Annotated in this window: 16 protein-coding genes and 4 tRNA genes; 8 read left to right on the plus strand and 12 right to left on the minus strand. The window is 38.7% G+C overall.

The genetic code is table 11. The annotated features are described in order from the left end of the window. Positions 1–19 precede the first annotated feature (19 nt). Positions 20–700: a DinB family protein gene (locus J2X77_RS19140; protein WP_209576032.1), complete on the plus strand. Its 681-nt coding sequence runs from the start codon at positions 20–22 to the stop codon at positions 698–700. 3 nt (positions 701–703) lie between these two features. After that, entirely contained in the window at positions 704–1,156 is a 453-nt protein-coding gene (locus tag J2X77_RS19145) for an SRPBCC domain-containing protein (RefSeq protein WP_209576034.1), read from the plus strand. Positions 1,157–1,196: 40 nt separating this feature from the next. Here the strand turns inward: J2X77_RS19145 and J2X77_RS19150 are convergent, their stop codons facing one another. The 5 genes from J2X77_RS19150 to J2X77_RS19170 form a co-directional block, all read right to left on the minus strand. Beyond that, positions 1,197–2,222 (minus strand): hypothetical protein, encoded by a 1,026-nt coding sequence (locus J2X77_RS19150; protein WP_209576036.1) that lies wholly within the window; start codon positions 2,220–2,222, stop codon positions 1,197–1,199. 288 nt (positions 2,223–2,510) lie between these two features. Beyond that, positions 2,511–2,594: transfer RNA gene (locus J2X77_RS19155), tRNA-Leu, on the minus strand. Positions 2,595–2,667: 73 nt separating this feature from the next. Then, entirely contained in the window at positions 2,668–3,546 is an 879-nt protein-coding gene (locus J2X77_RS19160) for an exopolyphosphatase (RefSeq protein WP_209576038.1), read from the minus strand. A 190-nt stretch (positions 3,547–3,736) separates the two neighbouring features. Further along, entirely contained in the window at positions 3,737–4,279 is a 543-nt protein-coding gene (locus J2X77_RS19165; protein ID WP_209576040.1) for a hypothetical protein, read from the minus strand. A 75-nt stretch (positions 4,280–4,354) separates the two neighbouring features. Next, positions 4,355–6,931, minus strand: a complete 2,577-nt coding sequence (locus J2X77_RS19170) for a phosphoenolpyruvate carboxylase (RefSeq protein WP_209576042.1) — start codon at positions 6,929–6,931, stop codon at positions 4,355–4,357. 334 nt (positions 6,932–7,265) lie between these two features. Between J2X77_RS19170 and J2X77_RS19175 the strand changes: the two genes are divergently transcribed. Both J2X77_RS19175 and J2X77_RS19180 read left to right on the plus strand, forming a co-directional pair. After that, complete coding sequence (locus J2X77_RS19175; RefSeq protein WP_310082070.1) at positions 7,266–9,458, plus strand: FUSC family membrane protein; 2,193 nt, start codon at positions 7,266–7,268, stop codon at positions 9,456–9,458. 31 nt (positions 9,459–9,489) lie between these two features. Beyond that, entirely contained in the window at positions 9,490–10,473 is a 984-nt protein-coding gene (locus J2X77_RS19180) for a YpdA family putative bacillithiol disulfide reductase (RefSeq protein ID WP_310082072.1), read from the plus strand. On the opposite strand, the gene J2X77_RS19185 is transcribed toward J2X77_RS19180, so the two are convergent. Beyond that, positions 10,466–11,080 carry a TetR/AcrR family transcriptional regulator gene (locus J2X77_RS19185; RefSeq protein ID WP_209576044.1) on the minus strand — a complete coding sequence of 205 codons (615 nt, stop codon included), beginning with the start codon at positions 11,078–11,080 and terminating at the stop codon, positions 10,466–10,468. The genes J2X77_RS19180 and J2X77_RS19185 overlap by 8 nt on opposite strands. A 104-nt stretch (positions 11,081–11,184) precedes the next feature. On the opposite strand from J2X77_RS19185, the gene murB reads away from it, so the two are divergent. From murB to J2X77_RS19200, 3 genes are all read left to right on the plus strand, one after another. Further along, positions 11,185–12,201: a UDP-N-acetylmuramate dehydrogenase gene (gene murB / locus J2X77_RS19190; RefSeq protein WP_209576046.1), complete on the plus strand. Its 1,017-nt coding sequence runs from the start codon at positions 11,185–11,187 to the stop codon at positions 12,199–12,201. 262 nt (positions 12,202–12,463) lie between these two features. Beyond that, positions 12,464–12,973, plus strand: coding sequence for an RNA polymerase sigma factor (locus J2X77_RS19195; protein WP_209576048.1), 510 nt, complete (start codon positions 12,464–12,466; stop codon positions 12,971–12,973). A 31-nt stretch (positions 12,974–13,004) separates the two neighbouring features. Next, positions 13,005–13,250, plus strand: a complete 246-nt coding sequence (locus J2X77_RS19200; RefSeq protein WP_209576049.1) for a cytochrome b5 domain-containing protein — start codon at positions 13,005–13,007, stop codon at positions 13,248–13,250. On the opposite strand, the gene J2X77_RS19205 is transcribed toward J2X77_RS19200, so the two are convergent. The 5 genes from J2X77_RS19205 to mgtE form a co-directional block, all read right to left on the minus strand. Continuing rightward, positions 13,251–14,165: a PfkB family carbohydrate kinase gene (locus J2X77_RS19205; protein ID WP_209576051.1), complete on the minus strand. Its 915-nt coding sequence runs from the start codon at positions 14,163–14,165 to the stop codon at positions 13,251–13,253. Between the two features lie 57 nt (positions 14,166–14,222). Beyond that, a tRNA-Asn gene (locus tag J2X77_RS19210) sits at positions 14,223–14,296 on the minus strand. Positions 14,297–14,383: 87 nt separating this feature from the next. Beyond that, positions 14,384–14,457, minus strand: a tRNA-Asn gene (locus tag J2X77_RS19215). Between the two features lie 51 nt (positions 14,458–14,508). Beyond that, positions 14,509–14,582, minus strand: a tRNA-Asn gene (locus J2X77_RS19220). A 248-nt stretch (positions 14,583–14,830) separates the two neighbouring features. Continuing rightward, positions 14,831–16,207, minus strand: a complete 1,377-nt coding sequence (gene mgtE, locus J2X77_RS19225; protein ID WP_209576053.1) for a magnesium transporter — start codon at positions 16,205–16,207, stop codon at positions 14,831–14,833. A 647-nt stretch (positions 16,208–16,854) separates the two neighbouring features. Here mgtE and J2X77_RS19230 point away from each other — a divergent pair. Next, positions 16,855–19,704 (plus strand): hypothetical protein, encoded by a 2,850-nt coding sequence (locus tag J2X77_RS19230; protein WP_209576055.1) that lies wholly within the window; start codon positions 16,855–16,857, stop codon positions 19,702–19,704. Here J2X77_RS19230 and J2X77_RS19235 read toward each other — a convergent pair. Next, positions 19,701–20,555: an endonuclease/exonuclease/phosphatase family protein gene (locus tag J2X77_RS19235; RefSeq protein ID WP_209576057.1), complete on the minus strand. Its 855-nt coding sequence runs from the start codon at positions 20,553–20,555 to the stop codon at positions 19,701–19,703. The genes J2X77_RS19230 and J2X77_RS19235 overlap by 4 nt on opposite strands. Between the last annotated feature and the right edge of the window lie 249 nt (positions 20,556–20,804).

Below are 20,804 nucleotides of genomic sequence, written 5' to 3' on the forward strand. Positions count from 1 at the left end.
TCTTAAAACTTGTTAACTTATGAATCTAATTATGAACGTGATAGCAATTGCCAGTGTAGCAACTGCTTCCTTAGCGCCCTCACGAGCTGAACTCCCCTCATTGGTCATTCAGAACCATCGAAGCGTTGCTTTTTTACAAGAAAGACAGACTTTAAAAGATGAGTACCTCGGAACCGACTCGCTACTGCAATACTTTAACCAGACAAGTGCAGAACTTGAAAGACAAGTTGCTGGATTAAGCGAAGCCCAACTTCAGTTTAAGCCTGCATCCGACAAATGGTCTATCAGCCAATGTCTTGAGCATATTATCCGCTCGGAACGGATGATATTTGACATGGCGAAGAAGGGCCTAAATCAAGATCCCCAACCTGAAAGAAGGAATGAAATCAAATTGACAGATGAAAATCTCAAGAATGCCCTCACTGACCGGAGCCAAAAATATCAAGCGCCTAAGGAACTTCAGCCAGAAGGGATTTATAAAAATGTAAGAACTGCACTCACTGATTTCAATGCAGCTCGCCAACCCGTGCTTGATTATATTAAAAAGGCTGATGTAGAAGACCTCAGGAATCATGTCAGCGATTCTCCGACTGGTCCCATTGATGGTTACCAAGCTTTGATGTTTATTGCCGGACACTGTGCACGTCATACCAAACAGATCGCAGAAATAAAAGCAGATCCAAACTTTCCTAAAAAATAGAAAATGAAGAAACTAACTTATCAAATTAAGATTAATGCTCCTGTCTCACGTGTTTTTAAAACAATGCTCGATAAAGAAACCTATAAACAGTGGACAAGCGCATTCAATCCAAGCTCTGATTTCGAAGGTATTTGGGAGCAGGGCCAAAAAATTAATTTCATCGGAGTCAATGAACATGGTGAGAAAGAAGGGATGATCGCTGAGATTGCAGAATATATTCCCAATGCATTTGTATCGATCAGGCATTTGGGAATCTTGAATAAGGGTCAAGAAATATTATCGGGTCCCGCTGTCGAGGATTGGGCCGGCGCACTGGAAAATTATTTCTTTACCCCTATTGAAGGAAACACTGAATTGAAAGTAGAAGTAGATACGAACAACGACTTCATCGACTACTTTAATGAGGTTTGGCCGAATGCATTACAATGCTTGAAAAATCTGAGTGAAATGGAATAAAATAGTATCGCTACTTATTTCCTTTCTCTTTTTGTCTCGTTTACTTTTGTTTTTTAACCCTTATGTCAAATATATTGTAATACCGCAACGTGCTGTAATCCTGAAGACTCATAAAGTCATAGGTAAGAGGATAATTAAAACTATTTTCCGTTTGCTTTATATAGAGAAGCATATCACTAAGTGCTGTTTTGATGGCTTTTGCTCCTGTTGGATATTGAATAAAGCTGCTCTTTCCGCCACCACGGTAGTAGAGCAGTAGCCTACTGCAATCAAGTACCTTTTTATCTAATTCATCCAGTGGTTTGTTATCCAATATTTTATCTATGGCTGTATTTAAGCTTACCCGTGTTGAATCCGTTTCTCCCATCAGAATCGTATGCGTACCGTAAGTTACTGAGGAGAGTACGTAAGGAGAATAACGGGCCTTGGTAAAAACGGCCACTTCAGAGTCTGGATAAGCATCATGATATTCCGTATAATCGATAAATAGGGTGAGTTTATTGACATTGCTTACCCGCAGTGTACTATTTGTTTTGTTAATTGTCGTTGAGTCGCCCCTCTTAACCAGCGACAATATTTTTTTTACATCTTTTGAGTTACCGAGATATCCTTGTATTTGGGCATAATCTTCAAAAGTACTGGAACTGAATATTATGCTGCTCACCTGTTTCGATTTTTCGAACTTATTTGCATAATTAAGGACATTATTATAACTAGGTTCAAAAAATCCCAAATCGACAGATGCATCGTTATGAGATAAAAAATGGAATTTTACTTTTTTTGCCTTAGATTCCAGGCTTTCCAAACGGGGACCTTCTATCGTATCCTTGAGGTGCCATATACCACCTAAGTAAACCTGCTCATCAATGTTGTCATCGGCAAAAAGTTCACTCATCTGTAACTGTACTTTCCGAATTTCGTACTTATCCTTTGGAAGAGTAGGTTCATTTTTCGTGGTATCTGTAGGTACCACCACAGGTGGTTCCACTTTCTGCTCGATTGGATCTTTGGTACAGCTAAGCCATACAAGTGTGCTGATAAGAAGCAAAAGATTTCTAGTAAGCATAATCGCGTTTTAATGGGCTAGTTCTACTATCGGTAAAAATAAACGATATGTATTTATTATCAGAAAAATTAAATTTAATAACCTAAGATAATGTTTATTTTATACAAATCCAACATATACCCAAACATTATTAAATTTTTGTCAAAATAACAACCTCTTAATTTTGCATATAGGATAAAGTATTGTGATGTTGTTAGAACAGCTGAATATTGAAATTATCGAAGAAGTAACGGATTTTTACGCATAAAAAAAGCAGACAAACTCAATTTAAAGAGTTGTCTGCTAAAGTGCCCAGGAGCAGATTCGAACTGCCACGCCCATACGAGCGCCACCCCCTCAAGATGGTGCGTCTACCAATTTCGCCACCTGGGCTTAGATCACCTTTGGTACCACAAAAATAAAGAATTTTCGGTCTTTTACAAGTCGAAAACACCTTTTTAAAGCATTATTTTACTAAATTCCTATTGATCAACGTTCTAATTACACCGTCAACAAGCCCAACTCTTGGTACGATGATTTGTTTAAGACGACCATGCTTCATAATCGTCAGGAAAATTTCACTCGCAGGAATGATTACGTCTGCACGATCTTCGTTTAAACCCAATAAAATTATACGCTCTTTTAGAGAAAATGACGATAAATGTTCATATACAGCTTTTAATTTGGCATAGGATAATGGCCTATCCAATTTTTCATTGGAAAGGCGCGCAAGCTTATTAATATTACCGCCTGTACCAATGCCAATCACCTGCTTATACATATGTGTATTACTTCGCACCCATTCTTTCAATTCATCCCAGGTTTCGGCCTTGTCCTGATTGTCCAGAATTCGTATTGTTCCTAAATTAAAAGACCGCGAGTTGACCAAAATGCCATTCGCAAACAACGACAATTCTGTACTACCACCGCCTACATCAATGTAAAGGTAAACTTTATCCTTTTCCATCTTATTATCCCAATGGCTATTGTAAATAATCTCGGCTTCTTTTGCACCTTCTATAATATCGATGTTTATACCGTTTTTCTTTACCTCAGCAACAATGTCAGCTCCATTCCTCGCATCACGCATAGCGGAAGTGGCGCAGGCTATATAATCTTCCACATGATATACGTCCATCAGTTCGCGAAATGCCTTCATTGTTTTCACTAAACTTTCTGCTTTCCGTGGTGATATTTCCTGATGAATAAAAGCATCATCCCCCAAACGAAGTGGAACACGTAGCAGTGTAGTTTTCTTAAAATTATATTGGTCTTTTTGTCCTATAATGTCAGCTATCAAAAGACGAACTGCATTGGAGCCTATATCTATTGCGGCGTATCTCACTTTATATATAATTTCATTAAATTATGCTAAAATAAACACAGTAATTAAAAACTATGTTATAAGAATGTTAAGTTATCATTAATTTAACAAATAACAAACGATTATTGCAGGGAGTTTGATCAGACTTAGCCATAAAAAAAGAGTATTCATTTACATGAATACTCCTTTCTTCATTTCTTTAGCCTACTGCTTAGTGGTGATGTTCTTCAACTTTACCACCGGCTAAGGTATAGATTTCTGTCACTTTTTTCAAAGATTCTTCCGAAACATGAATCACATCTTTATTCGTATTGTGCTCCTCATGCGATAATCTTGTATTGATCTCTCCTTGTTTTTCAACCACAAGTGCTAAAAATGCTTTATCGTTGAATGCGGATGTACTGTCTGAGCCTATTGACGCTGGGATCTGAAATGCAGGCACCCCGCGTTGGGCGTCGCCAACATGCAATTCCTTTGCTAGATTGTCCAATTCTGGTAACACGGCTGCGTATGCTTCTTTAATCTTAGCAGCTACATTTTTCACCTCAGCTGAAGTAGATTGTTTTGCTGCTACATCGGCAAGATTTACCAAGTAGCTTCCATTTTCGCCAACGAATTTAATCATTGCAAATGCATCACCATCTGCTAAGGATGCATTTGCATATTGACGCTGTCTATCTTCAGCTGTTTGTCCACAAGATGCAAATAATGTACCCGCACAAGCCGCAACAATAAATAACTTATTAATCTTCATATCAATTTTGTTAACTATACAAAAGTAGATAAAATATATGTTCTCCGAAACCCTATCCTTGAAAAGAAAGAAAAATTACGCAACATTTCTTCCCGCATTCACAACGCCAAAGATTGTACGCGCTATTAATTTCGAATAATCTTCACGTTGTGCATCCGTCAGCTGATCCGAATTCAATGCACGAATAGCAAAATGCTGTATAACCAATAAGGGCAGCACAATTCCTTCCCGCGCTAAAATAGACTCACGATCCACTGGATAATTTTCCATCAGTTTTGACGTTCCACTAAGTTTCAACAGGTATTCTTTGGTGATCTGATATTCGGCGTACAGTGATTTCCAAAAATCACCATAAATAGGATCGTCTTTCATGTAAGCGGTAATGTCAAAATTGGATTTTGTCATCGACATCATACAGTTATCGATCAATGTCTGGAAAAATCCCGAAGAAACATACAATTGCTGCACATCCTTCCAAAGGTTATTTTTTTCCGCCCATTGCAGTGCAGTTCCCACCCCATAAAATCCAGGGATATTTTGTTTCAGTTGGCTCCAAGAGGTCACAAAACTAATTGCGCGCAGATCTTCCAACCGCAACTCACGGCCTGAATTACGTTTAACAGGTCTACTTGAAATATTGATCGATGATAATGCTTTTAATGGCGACATGGTTTCCAAATACGGCAAAAATAATTCATTCGTACGTAGATCCATAAATTTATGGTGACTTAGCTCAGCCAGTTTGTCAATGATTTCCTGTTGATGTTTCGTTAATGTGTCGCCCACACGTTGTTTCAAGTCAGAAATAATTCCGGCATGCAACAATTGCTCAATATTAAATCGCGCTGTATCTAAAGAACCGTACTGACTACTGATGGTTTGTCCCTGAATCGTCAACTGAATATGATCATTTGCGATTTCTTTTCCCATAGATGCATAAAAACGTTGTGTTTTTCCTCCACCCCTGGCTGGCGGGCCACCACGACCGTCAAAAAATACCAGATCTACTTCATACTCGCGTGATATCGCTGTAAGTTCGATTTTAGCACGATAAATCGACCAATTCGCCATCAGGTACCCACCGTCTTTCGTGCTATCGGAATAGCCCAACATGATCGTCTGCTTATTTCCTCTTCGTTTTAAATGTGCTTTATACTCCTTATTACTGTACAAGGTTTTCATTACATCTGCGGCCCTAGTCAAGTCATCAACAGTCTCGAACAAAGGCACAAAATCTATCGTCAAAGCCTCTTTTTTCCATCCTGACCATAAAAATAGTTGACGGAGTCCCAAGATGTCACTGGCCTGTTGGCAATTACTAATGATAAAGCGTTGTGCTGCTCGCTCAGAACCCGAACGCTGGATATCTTTCAATAATTTTATCACTCCGGAAGTATCCTTCGTCAACGCATCAGCATCCTCTCCTACCGTCAAGTCAAGTTCTTTGAATTTTAACGCCTTTTGCTTATCGCTTTCGCTCAATGTTAGGTAATCCAATGGCATCCCGGTCTTCTCTTGGTTTTGCTGGATCAGATAATTGGTAGCCTCACGCAATATGCGGCTATCTTGTCGGATATCCAATGTGGTGAAAAAACAACCAAAAGTCATCACTTTGCGGAGTAAATCATCAACAATCTCAACGAAAAGACCATTGTGGTATTCCTCTAAAACATTTTTGATTGCTTTTAGATTAGCGATAATATTGTCGGTTTCGTCCACAGGATGATCAACTGGATTAAAGCTATTTTCGTAGAACAATGTTTGCAGATTTTCCATGTATTCTTCAACCCCACGAAAGGTGATCCGCCGCCTAACGATACGAAAATCCCTGTAATAACATCTAAATAAAATAGTACGTAATAGGGCTGCAACTTTCTTGGTGCTCTCAACACTTACGTTTGGATTACCATCACGGTCTCCTCCCGGCCAAAAGCCCAATTCGATCAATTGTTTCACTTCTTCTGTCTCTACATTCAGTTCATCATCAATGAACGACTGAATCTCCGAAGCGACTTTATAAAACACATTTTCCAAAAACCACGCTAAACTGGCAGCCTCATCTACTGGAGTCGGTTTATTTTTATTGATGAATGGCGTCTTACCCAATTGCTGCAGCAACAAGTGAATACTATGGATATCATTGGTTTTGATTGCATCAATTAGGTCGTTTATAATACCTAATACTGGCCCGGGATAAAACTGGGTAGGATGTGCAGTCAACACGAGACGTACAGAAAAATCCTTCAATTTAGAAACGATCTTACGGCGCATATCATCACTGCCTTCGGCATTCTTAATCAATGCTCCCAAAACGTTTTCATCATCGCCACGGCCGACCATCTGAAATGAAGAATCTTCGATCGCGTCAAATAAGACGACCTGACGCTCTATATATTGAACAAATCGAAACAACAAATCGATACGTTGCTCTTCCGAAGAAAATTCCTCATGCTGATCGAAGAAACTCTTTATGATCTCATCAGGAGTTAAATGCTGATCGACACCCTTTTCACATTGCTTTGCAAAAAATGGCAATAAAGTTCCGGTATCTTTAACACGTTGAAACGGCAATGTTAAAAACAAACTTTTGAAAAGCTCAAAGCGTGTCAATACCTCGTCCTGAAAGACGGCTTCATTTTTACTTTGCTTCATATTTAAATCTTTGAAAGTGGTCAAGAGAGTTTAGGTGACTCTTGAAATTCTGTAATATCTCTGAAATTACCCTATGCCTCCAAATATAATAATATTATATTTAAACATATAAAAAAATATAAATTGATCAAAAAAACAATTATATTATTATAAACATAATAACAAACACTATTGATATTGCCATCCTGAGTTCACCATCAATATTAAAAATTAAGCTTCTTCATCCGAAAGAGGGCTATAAATGAAATAGCGATTTACAGCGCTCATGGAGTAATATCGAAGAACAATTGTTTTTAATATGAAACGCAATTTATCTAAGTTTGTACTATACATTATGAAACAGACACAAGAAATAAAAAGTTTTTTCTACAGCCAATATTTTGCTGATGGACTCCGAATCACTATCGGATGTATCGTGCCTGTCCTTATATTTGCTACTTTCGGACAGTTTACCAATGGAACAATCGTTTCCTTGGGTGCCCTTCTAGTGGGCCTTTCCGATACACCGGGAGCCCCCAGCCACAGAAGGAAAGGGATGATTGCGGGAGCAATTTTGACTACGTTAACTTTTATTCTGACCAATTTAGTTAATCAAAATGTATATCTACTAGCAGTATTCATCGGCATGGCTTGCTTTATATTCGCCATGTTTGCGGTATTCAATAGCAGAGCTGCCAATGTCGGTCTCATGTGTATTCTGATGATGTTGATTCATGTACAGATTCACTACCCCATCGCCGAAGCCATCAACTATTTAGGCTTTTATACATTAGGAGGATTATGGTATATCGCCATCAGTCTTTCCATCACCCAGGTTCGTCCTTACCGGTTGGCTGAACAGGAACTATCCGAAACTATCCGTTATGTCGCAGATTACATCCGGCTGAAAGCTAATTTTTACGATGCCAAAATCGATAACGACAAAAATTACCTGAAGCTCATTGACAAACAAGTTGAAGTCAATCAGCATCAGGAAAACTTACGGGAAGTACTGTTTCAGAGTAAACGATCGATTAAAGATACCACGAAAGTGGGACGCTACCTAACACTCGTTTTCAACGATATCGTTGACCTCTTTGAGCAAAGTATGGCAGCGCATTATGATTATAACGCCATCAGTGAGCGCTTTGGCCCCACTGGAATCTTAGAAGATTTCAAAAATGTAATCTTAAAATACACCAATGAGCTTGATAATTTAGCGTATCAGCTCAATACAAATACTCAGCCTAAACCCTTATATGATTTCGACGCTGATCTCAGCCGTCTTCATGCTAAAATCGATCAGCTGGATAGAAACCAGCAGTACAGCACGTTCGCTTTACGCAAAGTATTAATCAATTTGCGCGATCTTGTCCGCCGAATCAGAAATATATACGGCTACTCACATCTACAGCCCGATGATGTCAAACGAAAAGAAATTGATGATGCAAAACGCTTTGTCCAGAGCTCCGCAATCGATTTAAAAAAGTTTCGTGAAAACCTTACTTTAAAATCGACTATATTTCGACATGCCTGCCGGATGGCAATTGTCATGTCGATCACTTATTATGTGTTTGAAGTAACCAATATCACCAACAATGTATACTGGATACTGCTCACGATTATGGTGATCTTAAAACCTGGCTTTGGACTCACAAAAGAACGAAATATTCAACGGCTTATCGGAACAACAATAGGTGGGCTCATAGGAGCTCTTATCCTCTTAACCATTCATGACCCCACTGTGCTATTCGTACTGTTGGTATTCTTTTTTCTAACTGCATATAGCTTGTTCCGAGTCAATTATGTTATTGCCGTACTTTTTATGACACCATATGTATTGATTATGCTGAGCTTCGTCAGTGCCAATACCTTGGATGTCACAAAAGAACGAATATTGGATACTTTTATAGGCGGTATGATCGCGTTCCTATCCAGCTATGTTATTTTCCCTAATTGGGAAAGCATGCAAGTCAAGGAATCCATGCGTAAGCTACTGATCGCCAACTACAATTACATCGTTCAGGCGTTGAAAGAAATTGCAGGCCAAGCACCTTCTGTCACCGATTATAAATTGACCCGCAAGGCTGTCTATGTAGAAACAGCCAATATGGGTTCTACATTCCAACGGATGCTGACGGAACCAAAAAAACGTCAAAAATATACGAAGGAAGTCAATAAATTCGTCATATTCAACCATATTTTGGCTTCTTTCTCGGTGACTTTAATGAACCATCTTGACGAAATGGACAATAATTATATCAATAAGGACCATGTTCGGGCAATCCGAAAAATCTTAAGCTCACTTGAACAATCCATTCAGCTCCTACATTCCGAAGATAGTACCAAGGAATTCGTTCCTTTGATCATCGAGATTCCAAACGATCGATTTGCCCATGCAGACACCAGTTCAGTAGATGGACAGCTCCTGACCGAACAGTTAGAATTTTTAAGTAAAATTGCTCAAGATCTACATAAAATAGTTCAGGATCTCCACACCAAAAGCACAACAATGTCAGAAAATGATCTGCAAAAGGCTTTAAGCTGATTTATTCTATAAAATTATCGACATTTACATCATGAGTGATAGCATGAAACAGTACGACCTGATTATAGTTGGCGGCGGGCCAATTGGCTTAGCTTGTGCCCTAGAAGCGAAAGAATCAAATTTAAATTATCTTATCCTTGAAAAAGGCTGTTTGGTTAATTCTCTTTATAATTATCCCCAGAATATGACTTTTTTCTCTTCCTCCGAAAGATTAGAAATTGGAGATATTCCTTTTGTAACAACCAATCCTAAGCCCAAACGGATGGAGGCTTTGGAGTATTACAGACGTATACAGCAAAAGTTCGCCCTAGATACACACCTCTTCGAAGAAGTACTTGATATCAAGCAGGAAGGATCCGGATTTTTGGTTACCAGCAGCAAAAGGATGTATTTGAGCAAAAAAATCATTATTGCAACCGGCTTTTACGACATTCCCATGTTGCTCAATATTCCGGGCGAAGAACTTCCCAAAGTCAGGCATTATTACGATGACCCGCATTATTATAGCAGTCAAAAAGTAATTGTTGTGGGGGCTAGTAATTCATCTATTGATGCTGCGCTGGAAACTTTTCGAAAAGGAGCTCAAGTTTCTTTGGTTATCCGTGGTAGCGCAATTAGCCATCGGGTAAAATACTGGGTAAGACCTGATATTGAAAATCGAATTGCTGCGGGGGAAATTGATGTCTATTATAATAGCTACTTGACCGAAGTAACACCGACCTCCGCGCATATACAAACCCCAAAGGGTACTATCGAACTCGAAAATGACTTTGTGCTGGCATTAACGGGTTATCGACCCAATTTTGATTTTTTGAAAAGGATCGGGATTGATATTCCACTAGAAGCGCCTTGTATTCCAAGTCATAATGAAGACACGATGGAAACAAATGTAGCGGGAATCTATCTAGCAGGTGTGGTTTGTGGCGGCTTAAACACTCACCTATGGTTTATTGAAAATTCACGAATCCATGCCAAACAGATTATCGGACACATTCTTCAATCAACACTTACTTAACCTGAAATCGTAAGCCATTTAAGAAGATTTTCATCATTTTCTTTTGCAAACTGAGGATATGATCGAATTCCTCTTTTGTGGGAAATAACATGTTTTTCATATCCTTCAATATGCCCATACGCATACCGAACAGCGAGTATAAAAGAATTCTCGCCGTTTCATTGATATCTTCAACCTGTATTTCTCCAGCATCGATACCGATCTTCAGAATCTTCTCAATAATTTCAACTTCCCGAAGATAAGACTCTTTAAACACCTGCTCCAATTCATCGGGGAGTTCTTTCACCATCTTCATGGTATATTCAAACAAATTATAATATTGATTGATAATTTTGACACGCATATCAATGGAGTACATCATGATTTCCTCGAAGTCGCCTCCCCTCCCTATGACATCCTCCAGATCCTCGATCATTTTATCAATTACATATTCGAAGACAGCAGAATATAAGCTATTTTTGTCTGGAAAATAGTAATACAGCAATGCTTTTGAAAAATTGAGATCTTTAGCTATTTCCGACATCGTTGTCTTAGCCATTCCGAAGTGTGCAAAGCGCCTTGTCGCAGCCTCTAGAATTTTGATTCTTTTTACATCTGCATTACCCATTAAACTTATATTTTTTATCGTTAAATAAACGGTTTATACTATCTTTACCGATTATCATGCTAAAGATAGCTGATTTTTTTGAATTTCTGAAAATTAAAGTCAATATGGAATTAAACGTTCAATCGAATATTTCTTTGAAACCTTTCAATACGTTTGGAATAGAGGAAAAGGCAAATTTTCTCATTGAAGTGAATGATAATGAAACATTGACCGAAATTTTTAAAAACAACATTTTTAAAGACAATTTTTTTGTTTTGGGAGCTGGAAGCAATGTTTTGTTCACCAAAGCTTTCGAGGGATATATCATCCGCATGACAAGCAAAGGCATACAGTCAAAAATTGATGGCAACGATGTCTATGTAACAGCGCAAGCGGGAGAAATCTGGAACGACTTCGTCTGGTATTGCATTGAGCATAATTACGCTGGCGTCGAAAACATGGCGCTGATTCCTGGAACTGTAGGCGCCTCTCCTGTTCAAAATATAGGTGCATATGGGGCAGAATTAATGTATATCTTCCACGAATGCCAGGCTTTTGATACACGTACAGGTAGCTTTATACGATTCCAGAAAGAAGATTGCTGCTTTTCCTACAGGGATAGTATCTTTAAAACAGCACATAAGGGCCGGTTTATTATCACTCAAGTAACCTATAAACTCAGCCTAATCCCTCATATCAATACAAGTTATGGCGCAATAGAAGTGGAGCTTGATAAAGAAAATATAACCAATCCAAGTATCGCCGATGTTGCAACCGTTGTCTCCAAAATACGCGTGGAAAAGCTTCCCGACCCGAGTACAGTCGGAAATGCAGGAAGTTTTTTTAAAAATCCCATAGTAACTGAATCATTCTTCGCTACGCTCCAAAAAGAATACCCAACTATTCCGCACTATCCCATGCCCAATAATGAAACAAAATTAGCTGCAGGATGGTTAATAGAACAATGCGGTTGGAAAGGAAAAACATATGGACAAGCGGGTGTGTGGAAAAATCAGGCACTTGTACTAATAAATAGACAAAACGCTAGTGGACAGGAAATTTACAACCTGTCGGAACATATAATAAGCGACGTAGCCGATAAATTCGGCGTTACGTTAGAGCGTGAGGTTAATTTATTATAAAAACCGCTAACTAATCCGTTTTGACTTTCCACAAATAAAAGCGGATTAGAAAAACGCTTCAAAGCGCCATAGAATCACTTTTAGCTAATTTTATTTACTTAAAGTTAGCCATAAAACATTTTTATTGGCCTTAAAATAACCTTAAAATTACATTAACAAATCTTATTTTATCATTTTTGGCGCATTATTTGCCTCATACTTAATGAACCTCATTTTATAAACTTACTGTTTTGTAAAAAGAACAGTTATAATTCATTAAGCTATGACTAAGAATGAATTTGACACCATGGTGATTGAGCAATCTGACTCATTAAAACTCTACGCCAGAAATTTTACCAGTGATTACGAAGATGCAAACGATCTCGTTCAGGATACAATTCTGAAAGCTGTAACCTATTTTAAAAATTTCAGAGAAGGAACAAATTTAAAAGGATGGCTCTATACCATCATGAAAAACACGTTTATTAATAATTATAGACGCATTGTAAAAACAAATTCCTTCATCACGAAAGATGAGGATATTTCTAATGCAAACCTCCTCTTGTCTGCTTCCTCCAATCAGGGAGAAAGTAAATTTGTCATGCAAGACATCCACGAAGCATTATCAAGTCTTTCCGAAGAGTATTATATCCCCTTTACATTGTACTTTGAAGGTTTTAAATATCATGAGATATCTGAACACCTGAATATCCCCATCGGAACTGTAAAGACAAGAATACATGTAGCCAGAAAATTAATGAAAAGATCGCTATCGGCGTATAAAGTAGCCTAGTTTTTATATCTTCGCCAACTTAACATTACTAATGGCAGAGGAATTATTAGAATATAGCAAAAGTCAATTGGCTTTAAGGAACGGCTGCGACAAACCGCAGATATGGGTTGCCTATCGTGGATACATTTATGATGTCGGCGAAAGTAGACTGTGGAAGAATGGCATGCATTACGAGCATTGGGCTGGACAAGATCTAACTGAGGAGCTTCAAGACGCTCCCCATTCAGACGCTGTATTTTTAAAATTCCAAATTATCGGAAAACTGAAAGATAAGTGATTATAAATTAAACTGGGACAGGGCTACAAACGCGTTCAATCGCTTTTGTATGTCCTCTTGAGTGAGGCTAACCAAGCGATCTGTTCCAAATTTCTCTACACAAAATGAAGCTAGCGCAGAACCGAAAATCAAGGCATTCTTCATATTTGTAAAGTTTATACTTTTTACTTTCGCTAGATATCCAATAAAACCTCCTGCAAAGGAATCACCTGCACCGGTTGGATCAAACACATCTGCCAGGGGAAGTGCCGGAGCAGAAAAAATCTGATTCTCACCGAAAAGAAGTGCACCGTGCTCACCCTTTTTAATAATTAAATAGCGCGGCCCCATTTCCAAAATAACTTTTGCAGCCTTAACAAGAGAATATTCGCCAGATAGTTGTCTGGCTTCTGAATCATTTATAGCTAATACATCCACCTTCAGAAGAACCTTTCTTAAGTCATCCATCGCAACATTCATCCAGTAATTCATTGTATCGAGTACAACTAACTTCGGCTTGTGTTTTAAGCGCGCCAAGGTTGTCAATTGTATTTGAGGGGTAAGGTTACCTAGGAGAAGATATTCACAATCCTGGTAGCTCTCTGGAATAATGGGGTCAAATTCAGCCAATACATTTAAGTCCGTAGCTAAAGTATCGCGGCTATTCATGTCATTATGATATCTGCCCGACCAATAAAAAGTTTGCCCGCCATTTATCACCTGCACGCCCGTTACATCTATACCACGGTTCTTGATAAGATCAAAATGGTCATTTCCAAAATCTTCTCCAACAACGCTGACCAACTTGATTTGATCACACAGATAGGATGCCGCCAGACTTGCGAATGTGCCGGCACCACCTAGAATTTTGTCAGTTTTACCGAACGGCGTCTCTATTGTGTCGAAAGCCACCGTACCAATAATTACTAAACTCATAGTCTTTTTATAAGCATGGTAAACAAAAAAACCGGCATAAAGCCGGTTTAAATATTGCTCCTGAAGCTGGGCTCGAACCAGCGACCCTCTGATTAACAGTCAGATGCTCTAACCTGCTGAGCTATTCAGGAATTTAATCCCGAGAAATTACTTTCTCATTGAGTGTACAAAAGTAGTACATTTTAATTTGTTATGCAAATAAAATTATTGCATTGCTGCTCCTGAAGCTGGGCTCGAACCAGCGACCCTCTGATTAACAGTCAGATGCTCTAACCTGCTGAGCTATTCAGGAATGAAAAATTGAATAGTATAGATAACTCCGGTTATGTAAGTTATCTCATTGCTCCTGAAGCTGGGCTCGAACCAGCGACCCTCTGATTAACAGTCAGATGCTCTAACCTGCTGAGCTATTCAGGAGTATTTTTCAATTTTTCCGGAGACCCTATTGCGTTTCCGTGATGCAAGTATCGGAAGATTATTAGAATACTACAAATTTTTTGAGCACATTTTTTACAACTTCCTAAATTCCAATTAGAATAATTTATTTTTATTTTTCCACTCCACTTTAAAAAACCCCTTTCTCAGCTTCGAAACGAACTTTACTGTTCTTTTGTTAGCGAAGAATATGAACATATCCATCACTAATAATGTAAATTCGATCCCACTTAAAGCAATACATCTTTCAAAATAAGCGTAGCCACGCTAAAATAAATCAACAAACCGGTGACATCGACCAAAGTCGACACAAAGGGTGCCGACGAACTCGCAGGATCAGCTCCTAGCCGCTTCATAACAAAAGGCAACATAGATCCCATTAGCGACCCCCATAGTACAACACCGACTAAGGATAAAGAAATAACCAACGCAACCAGTACCCAGTACTCCCCATAGCTATGTGCAAAAGACTGCCACGCCATGATCCTTACAAAACCTAATGTACCCAAAATAAGTCCCAAGATCAAGCCCGATATGATCTCCCTGCGCATCACCCGCCACCAGTCGCCTAGCGTAACTTCCCCCAAAGCCATAGCCTGAATAATCAATGTCGACGCCTGTGAACCACTATTCCCACCGCTGGAAATAATAACAGGCATCAGCGCGAATAACATAATCGCACTCGCCATTTGCTCTTCAAAATGTTCAATCACTGTCGCTGTCAAAAGTTGCCCAAGAAAAAGCACAATAAGCCAACCGGCTCTCTTCTTCACCAAGTTCTTAATCGATACATCCAGATAGGGCTCATCCAATGCCTCGGTTCCCCCGATGCGCTGCATGTCTTCGGTATACTCCTCGTTGGCAACCCAAAGAATATCATCAACGGTAACAATCCCCAACATCACGCCATGTTCATCAACAACAGGCAAGGCCACCCGATTATTCATCCGGAAGATGTTGATTGCTTCCTCCTGCGGGTCATAAGCATTTAACGATATTAGGCGATGATCGATCAATTCCCCAACCACTGTATCGGGCTCCGCCATCAATACATCTTTGATGCGTATATCATCAATTAGCTTACCCGCACCATCAATCACATACAATACATCTATCGTCTCAGAATCCCTTCCATAACGCCTGATATGACCCAATATCCGCTCAATACTCCAATGCTCTTTTACGGTGATATAATCAGGGGTCATTAAGCGTCCAACACTATCCTCCGGGTACCCTAGCAGCGCCAATGCCTCAACGCGATCTTTGGGCGGTAACAATAAAATTAAATGCTTGATATCATCCTTCATTTCGGAAAAAAATGAGGTACGATCATCCGGTGGTAACTCGTTAATTAGGGCGCTTATTTTTGCTTTAGAAAGCTTTTTAAAAATCCTGTTCTGCGTAGGAAAATCCAGGATACGAAAAACGTTTACTGCACGGTTCAAATTTAATGACTCTATAAATAGCGAACCATGTTCGGGCAATTCATCAATCAGCTCCTCTACTTCAGAAATATTCAATTCATTCAAAAATTCTTCCAGACCAACAACATCTCCACTTGCTATCAATTGCTCTATTTGATTCACCTGCATTTCCAGTTCTTCCATATCTCCTAATCCATTTAAAAAATCCTACATCTACACAAAATTTATATGTTACAAAAATCGCTTTTTTAAAGCAAATTCTACATAAAAAAATAAATAATAAAATGCAGTCATTGAGCAAGGTATTTCGCATGCACATCGTAATTGCAATCCACCTCTCAATACAAAAACAAGACATTATGTCATTATGCAGAAAAAGGCTAATCTAATTACATGATCACCTTTAATAGGTACAATGTGAAAGGAAAAGATATGACCTATCTATTTAAAACTGACGACGTGACTTTTCACAACGAAAAAATGAATTCAGCACCCGTTCACGCACAAATCCAGTGCAAGTGACAAAGCAATAAAGTCAGAGAAACCGGTTAAGAAAAGCGATCAAATTTTTAGTGTAAAATCATTGAATCGCCAATTATTTAAGTATATTCGTCATGTGCTTTAACCTGTTAAGTAATGGAACATTCAAGTAATATCCCAAACACTTTTCAAGCCTCTTTTAAACAAAAAAATATAATAAGAAAAAGAAATTAAAAATACACAAACATCTAATATTCAAGAATAAAACACTAATTATAGAAACTTAAAGTTGATATATACAGCAAAAATAAAACTAAAAAAAATAGCAAAACCTTCATATATGAAAAATAATGAATCATAAATATATAATTATCAGTTTTTTAACAGTATTCACATTAACCATCTTTTCAAAAAAATCTTTTGCTCAGTTTTTTGAAGATAGCCAAGCACCTTCAAGCCAAAAATGGCTGAAGATTGAGACAGCAAATTTTCAACTTATTTTCCCATCGGAAATGAAGGACAAAGCCCCCACCCTAGCGGATCAACTTAGCCGCTCACTCCGTGCAACTTCAAGAAACTATAAAATTAAACCTAGAAAGATTCCCTTCATTATTCACAACACCAACCTCCAAACAAATGGTTTTGTCCAGTTATCGCCGCGTAAATCTGAGTTATATAGCACCGCTGGAGCAGAGCCCGACAACCAAACTTGGTTACCCAATTTGATCCTTCACGAGTCTAGGCACGTCAATCAGTTTGACAAATTGACAGGAAAATTACGCGCACCATTTTTTGAGCAGCTCGCTCTTGCTTACTATGGGCTGACTGTTCCTTCGTGGTACTTCGAAGGCGATGCCACCCTGACGGAGACCCTATATTCTGAAGGAGGAAGGGGAAGATTACCCGCTTTTGAAATGCCGATAAAAGCCAACTTTCAAACAAATCGTAACTATAGTTTTAATAAATATTTATTGGGATCCTATAAAGATATCGTTCCCAGTTACTACACAATAGGCTATCTGATGACCTCGACGTTAAAATCAGAATTGCCGCCAAATTATGAAGCGGATCTCTTTTCAGAACTAAATCGAAAACCACTGTTCCCTTATAATATCAATCGTGTCTTAAAGAAAAAAATCGGCGGGAATAGCGCCTATCTATACCGTAAAACTATTGCAAATTTGGACACAATATGGAGGACAAAAACAGCCAATTATCACTACAAAAAATACACAGAAATAGACAAAAAAAACAACCGATATTATAACAGCAATTTATTGCCAAAATACAAGAATGGGACGATCTATTTTATCCGGGAAAATCCACAAAAGACAAACGCTATATATACTTTTGATACGTCAACAAAAGCAGAGAATATGCTGGTTAAAACGGGCATCCAACTAACGGCACATTTCGATGTAAATAGTCACTACATCATGTGGGATGAGCTTCACAAAGACCCCCGTTTCAATAAGCGAACATATAGCATCATTAATATCATGAACCTCAAAACAGGAAAAATTAAACAGATTACCAAGCAATCTAGATATTATTCACCTGTTTTTAGCCCATTAGAGGAAGTCATCGCTTGCGTGGAAGTAGATTTATCCAACGATAGTTATCTAACGCTAATAAGTCTTAAAAACAACACTGTCGTCAAACGGATCAAAATAGGTAATACTGAACAGCTCCAACATCCTGCTTTCAACGCCCAGGGCGACAAAGTTATCGCTATACGATTGTCACAAACAGGAACTGCTATATGCGAAATTGATCTAAAAACCGATAAAATTACTAACCTAACAGCTTGGGGGAATCAGCAATTTGAGCGACCTCAATACCTTTCGAGTATGAACATTATGGCAAAAGCAAACTTTAATGGTATCGACAACATCTACACAATAGACCTTTTAACCGGCAACAAGGAACTTCTGACGAAGGCACAGTTTGGTGCATTTAACCCATTTTACGATAAGGAAACTAAACAATTACTCTTCAACGATTACCAATTTGATGGTTATAAAATCGGTCAAACATCTATTGATACCTCATTTGCTATTGCTCCCGAAACGGATTATTTTTCACACTACTACGCTACTGCATTGACCAAAGACAGTGTCAAAAACATCGCTTCAATCCCAGTAGATCCCAGTCAGTATAGCCAAATCGTCCCTTACAATGGTCTGGGACGAACCTTCAATTTTCATAGTCTTTCCTTAAGCAGCAGTAATTTTGAGAGCTTTGACAACTTTAAACCTGGCGTGTTCTGGTTGTCAAACAACATTTTAAACACCACACAAATTGCATTAGGATACGAATACGATACGGATATTCGAAAAGGAGTATATTCCGCCGAACTTACCTACAATAAATACTTTCCAAAATTTTCCTTGCGTTACGAAAACAGGGGGCAGATCGCCGCGGCAAGCATCCCTAACAAACCGGATAGCAGCATCCGCTTTGACTGGAGGGAGCATTATATATCCTCACAAATCGCTATCCCCATTTCCTTTTACAGAAGAGACTACATCTATTCCACCGGTTTCAACCTGGCTACCGCCTATCTTAAACGTTATGATCTGAGCCGTACCGATGTCAAAAATTTTAATGATGAAACTGCCTTTCCATTGACATACCAAATTTATCTCAATCGCAACGCCCGAATGGCCAGAATGGATCTTTACCCAAGATGGGGGCAAAATATGAGTGTCACCTATCGACATACCCCCTTTGAAAACCACGCAAAAGGTGAAATCCTATCGGCACGAACAATATTTTATCTTCCAGGGTTTAGGAGCAATCACGGTTTTCAGATCCGATTGAGTGCCCAAACAGGATCGGGAATTTATCAATATATCAACGATATCCCTTTAGTGAGCGGATTTAGCTATTACAAATATGAAAAAGTAAAAAATACTGTATTGGTCAACTACCGTTTTCCAATAGCTTATCCCGACCTTGGATTAGGGTCACTAGCTTATATTAAGCGCGTAAAAGGCGGAATGTTCGCCGACTATCAAAATATTCACAAACACACTGATGTTTCACCAAAAAGCTTCGGCGCATACGTTTCACTTGACTTTAACGCCTTCAGATATCCGCTTCCGGATTTCGAATTCATCATTAAGGGAACCTATATCAATGACAACACGACAACGCAACGTATAGTTCCAACATTCAGTCTAAGTTACAGCTACTAACGGTGGATCGCCCAATTAAAATTGAGTGCCAACGCATAATGATCCGACAACGGCAGCCCCTTGACATTCGTGAATAGATTGTTTTCTATATTATAGTCCCGGGCAGCAAGACTGAGGTCACTGCTGCTCCTGTAAAGAATCTTATCAATGGATTCGCTCTGATTACATATTGACAACATATGCTGGGGTTTAAACTCGTGGCGAGCCTCTGGCACTAAGCCCCCATTTTCCAATTCAACCCAGCTATCAACCAAAGCCGTTGAATCCATAAAATCATGCAGATTATCATCACAAAAACTATAATGTGCATTAAAATCGCCCATCACAAGAATTGACCTATCGCCCGAATGTTCACGGATATAATCGCGCAACTGATTCAGATTATCGCGACGTGCACTTGAAGCTTTTCTGCTATTTTGTGCATTTGCATGGACATTGTAGACATCCAGCCAGGCATCAGGCACAATCTCCACTTGAACAAAAGTAAAGCCCTTGGGTGTTAAAAAATCTGCCCCCGTACGTTTTTTCCATGGAATACGGACAACATCAGTCATTGGGAAATGAGACAGGGTATTTAAACCATCACCAAAGGGAACACGGCCCTTTGTTTTTGTACGATATGGATGTAAATTACCGCCTAAATATAAACTTCTATTGTAGTTAAAATCTTCCTGCACATTCACGATATCAAAAGGATTAATCTTTCTTCCAATTTCGGCAATACTCCTGCTTCTACCTGTAATTGCCGACGAAATAATCCCGGGCAATCCCGCGACATTATACGTCAGCACTGAAAAAAAACCGGAACTTATTTTTTCTCTATTCTTATTTGCGTCCATCGATATCTGCATATATAACCTTGTCTGATAAATTTAGCAATTACAATAAAAACTCACGAGTACTGTACAGATAATTAACGGATAATTGATATAATCTGACATTACATCCATAGTTCAGCACGAGCGATAGCGCGATCCATAAAATAAAAAAAGGGACAACCCAATGGAGGGCACTGAAAAAGTCTCAAGTTTTTAATGAGTCCTAAAGAAATGACTGAGTATCGGGTTTACCTTACTCGGTCATTTTTGTTTAAAGGATTT

It is taken from the genome of Sphingobacterium sp. 2149, from assembly GCF_031455655.1.
GTDB lineage: Bacteria > Bacteroidota > Bacteroidia > Sphingobacteriales > Sphingobacteriaceae > Sphingobacterium.